Source organism: Runella sp. (genome assembly GCF_027484545.1).
Taxonomy (GTDB): domain Bacteria; phylum Bacteroidota; class Bacteroidia; order Cytophagales; family Spirosomataceae; genus Runella.
The window spans coordinates 1-3,413 of the sequence record NZ_JAIXST010000145.1; the positions used below are offsets into that span (position 1 = coordinate 1).

Below are 3,413 nucleotides of genomic sequence, written 5' to 3' on the forward strand. Positions count from 1 at the left end.
CATTTTTCTAATTTTGTAACTGTGAGCATAAGTTTTTGATTTTTTTGTAGTTTGGTCATTACAAAATTACAAATTTTACTTATGCTTACTTTTCCTATCAACACCTTTCAAGAACTACCGCAAATTAAATTCATTTGCTTTCTGTACTCGCTTGGCGTTTGATTGGTGTGTTGTTTAAAATCGTCGAAAAACGCGGAGATGGAGCTATACCCCATTTCAAAAGCCAACTTATCCATGGTCATTTGCTGGCTTTTGGGGTTTTCCAGTACTTTTTTTGCTTCCTGAATCCGGTAGTGAATGACTAAATCGAAGAAATTCTGGTCTAATTTGTCGTGGATAATTTGCGAAAGTAAACAGGAAGAGACATTGAGTCGAGTGGCCAGATTTTCAATCGAGAAGTTACTTTCCAAGTATAGTTTTTCCTGATTCATTAACCTGAACGAACGATTAATGAGGCTATCAGCAAATTCTTGGTTGTAGGTTTTGAAGAAGATAGAACCCAGTCGTTTCAAAACTGAAAGATATTTGAAATGCACCTCTCCCATGACTCAGCCTATTTTTAGCTATAAGATGCTGAAACGCCAGGCAACGTTGCACGAACTACCAAATCAATTTTACTTTGTTGCCCGTATCAGCCGAACGCACAATGGCTTCAATGATTTTCAAGTCCGTCATTCCTTCCTCGCCCGAAGCCAACGGTGTGGTATCTTTGAGGATACTTTCGGCAAAAGCATCCATTTGTTTAATCTGTTGAAAAGCAGGTGTTTTGAAAGATATTTTTCCTTCCGAGGATTCGCCGCTTGCACCGGTGGCGTTGTAAGAAGGCTCTAACCCAAACCACCGGATAACCCGTTGTAGCGTACAATCGATCAATGTACGAGCTGTAGGTAGTCGTAGAATTAGAGACGGCACCACTCGGGAACTCCATCTGAAACATCATCATTTCGTAGATGCCTTTGAAGACGTTTTTGTCAGTAACAAACCCTTGGGCTAAAACAGAAGTTGGCAATTCATTTAACGTCCGCCGTACTCCCTGAATGCAATACACGCCCAAATCCATAATAGCACCGCCGCCGCCAAGGGCTTTATTCAGTCGCCAAACTTTTGGATCCGCCATTGAGAAACCCAATGATGACTCAATCATTTTGACCGCTCCAAGCGCTTTTTCAGTGCCCAAACGTCGTACTTCTAAATGATGCGGCTCAAAATACAACCGATAGCCCACCGAAAGTTTGACTTTCGCCTCTTTACAGGCTTTTATCATCTGCTCACATTCCTTCACATTTAGCCCCATCGGTTTCTCGCAAATCACGTGTTTTCCCGCTTTTGCCGCTCGGATGGTATATTCGGCGTGCATGGAGTTGGGCAAAACTACGTATACGATGTCAATATCCGGATTGTCTTTAATTTGGTCAAACGTCTCGTAATTATAAATGTTCTTGTGAGGAATTTGGTACTTACTCGACCATTCCGCCGCCTTTTGAGGCGTACCTGTGACAATACCTGTTAACTGACACAGTTCAGTTTGCTGCAACGCCGGAGCAAGTTGATTGGTGGCATAATTGCCCAACCCCACCAATGCAATGCCCAATTTTCGATCTTGAGGCAACAGAGACTTGACATCAGAAGTCAATAGAGTCCCCGCAGCCAGCGAGGATTGGGCAAGGAATTGGCGGCGGTGCATATATAAAGAAGTTAAAATGGCTGCTAATAGCGTGATGCAAAAGTCGCTATTAGAACTCATTAGATAAGAATCCTCGTTGTTAAAGTATGTTAAAGCTCCTGAGATTTAAGCCATTTTACAGTCTCTTCGGCTATTTTAGGATTGAAATTATCTTTCAAATACTGTTGCTCTTTAAAATTTTTGGCCGCTTCGGTCCAGTCTTTACTGCGCATCATAAATGGTCCAAATCGGGAATCGTCACCCACGTTGCCGCATTGGGATGCTTTTCATTGACCGTTTTCTGAATCAACATGGGTTCTACCAAAGAGCACTGCTCATAATCGGCACCACCGTGCAACACCAAGACAGGACAGTTTACTTTTTGCCAGCTTTCGGCCAAATTCAACGAATCCAATTGCTGCCAAAAACGCCAATGCCGTCCCCACATATTGTTGTTCCAATTTTCTTTATATCCTAACTCACTCGTCACTAACGGCTTATATTCAGAGTTTTGGGAGAGTTCTTCAGGAGATTTTTTCAGGACAAAAAATTCGTAGTAGATTTTTTGAATCGTGCGGGTAAAAGCTTCGGTTTGTTGATAGTTTAAGCCTTCCAACAACGGTTTTTGTACGCGGTGCATTTCCAACAAAAACTCACTCCACGGTCGGAACACGCAGGCAAAAACCATGACGCCTTTGGGGTTGTGCAATTTCGCCACTTCAGGCGCGATGGTTCCGCCCATAGAATGTCCCCAAATGTACAGATGACTTTTATCCACGTTCGGCAATTGCTCCATGTATTGATAGCCAGCGTCGAAACTTTCAATATCGGTTACCAAACCCACTTCGGTACAAGGCGCACAACCATAGCTGTCGCCCATGCCCGATTTTTCAATGGTCACCACTGCGAAGCTATTTCTGATCCATTCGTTCATCAGTTTTCCATTGTAACTCAACGAATAATTTTCAATGGAGCCACAACCGTAGCCGGGAATCAGCAGAATGGCCGGCACGTTGGTTTTCCCTTTGGGCGTTCGTGTAATGGTGCGCAAATACCCATTTTTAAATTTGACCCAATCGTAGTTGATATCTGCAATGTCTGATTGTTCATACGGGCGCATGACGGCGTTGGCAGTAACGGCGACTCTTCTTCTTTCTCTCAAGAAAGCAATTGTCAACTGTTCGCCCACCCGGATGTTGGAGGCCAAAGCGTTGTAATCGGCCATTTTCAGGGTGCTTTGGTCATTGAGCAAAACGAGTTTATCCCCTTTTTTAAGTTAGCTGCCGCAAAAGTACTGTTGGCAAACACCGTATCTATCACAATTCCATCGGGCGTTTCTTTGCCTTGCATCCCCATAAATGCTTTTCGTTGAGGCACTTGAGCATGGACTACAGTACCAACTAAAATGACTATCAGTGTATAAAAAAGTTTTTCCATCTTGAGTGAATTTACGAATCAGGTGACATTGAATTGGTAAAATATCATGCCATTAGAAGTTGTTGAAATAATTTACCAAAACTACCTACAGTCGGCAACAGACCATTCACCCAAAGGGGGGGATTTGGATGAGTGGCTGGGGAAAAATGTTTTGTTGATTGAATAACGGTTATAAAAAAGGGAGGTTAAAATAGTTATAGATAGGGACATAACTAATTGGAACAAATAATTGTAGAATTCCAAAAAATGGGATTCCAAAAATCGTCAATCCATTTTCTGGCAAAAGACAGGGACTTTGATGCCTTTGTGAAGG

At 42.6% G+C, this 3,413-nt stretch carries 6 protein-coding genes; all 6 read right to left on the reverse strand.

Going from position 1 to position 3,413, the window contains the following annotated elements:
• Window positions 1–107 precede the first annotated feature (107 nt).
• Window positions 108–512, reverse strand: a complete 405-nt coding sequence (locus Q0081_RS13570) for an AraC family transcriptional regulator (RefSeq protein ID WP_298354212.1) — start codon at window positions 510–512, stop codon at window positions 108–110.
• 88 nt (window positions 513–600) lie between these two features.
• Entirely contained in the window at window positions 601–738 is a 138-nt protein-coding gene (locus Q0081_RS13575; RefSeq protein WP_298354215.1) for a Gfo/Idh/MocA family oxidoreductase, read from the reverse strand.
• 4 nt (window positions 739–742) lie between these two features.
• The gene (locus Q0081_RS13580) at window positions 743–1,684 is read right to left on the reverse strand and encodes a Gfo/Idh/MocA family protein (RefSeq protein ID WP_298354218.1); all 942 of its coding nucleotides are present in this window, start codon (window positions 1,682–1,684) and stop codon (window positions 743–745) included.
• Between the two features lie 89 nt (window positions 1,685–1,773).
• Window positions 1,774–1,899: a hypothetical protein gene (locus tag Q0081_RS13585; RefSeq protein ID WP_298354221.1), complete on the reverse strand. Its 126-nt coding sequence runs from the start codon at window positions 1,897–1,899 to the stop codon at window positions 1,774–1,776.
• A complete protein-coding gene (locus Q0081_RS13590; protein WP_298354223.1) occupies window positions 1,896–2,888 on the reverse strand; it encodes a S9 family peptidase in 993 nt (330 codons plus the stop codon). The genes Q0081_RS13585 and Q0081_RS13590 overlap by 4 nt, the downstream gene beginning before the upstream one ends.
• Before the next feature lie 2 nt (window positions 2,889–2,890).
• A complete protein-coding gene (locus tag Q0081_RS13595) occupies window positions 2,891–3,100 on the reverse strand; it encodes a hypothetical protein (protein WP_298354226.1) in 210 nt (69 codons plus the stop codon).
• Window positions 3,101–3,413: the final 313 nt, after the last annotated feature.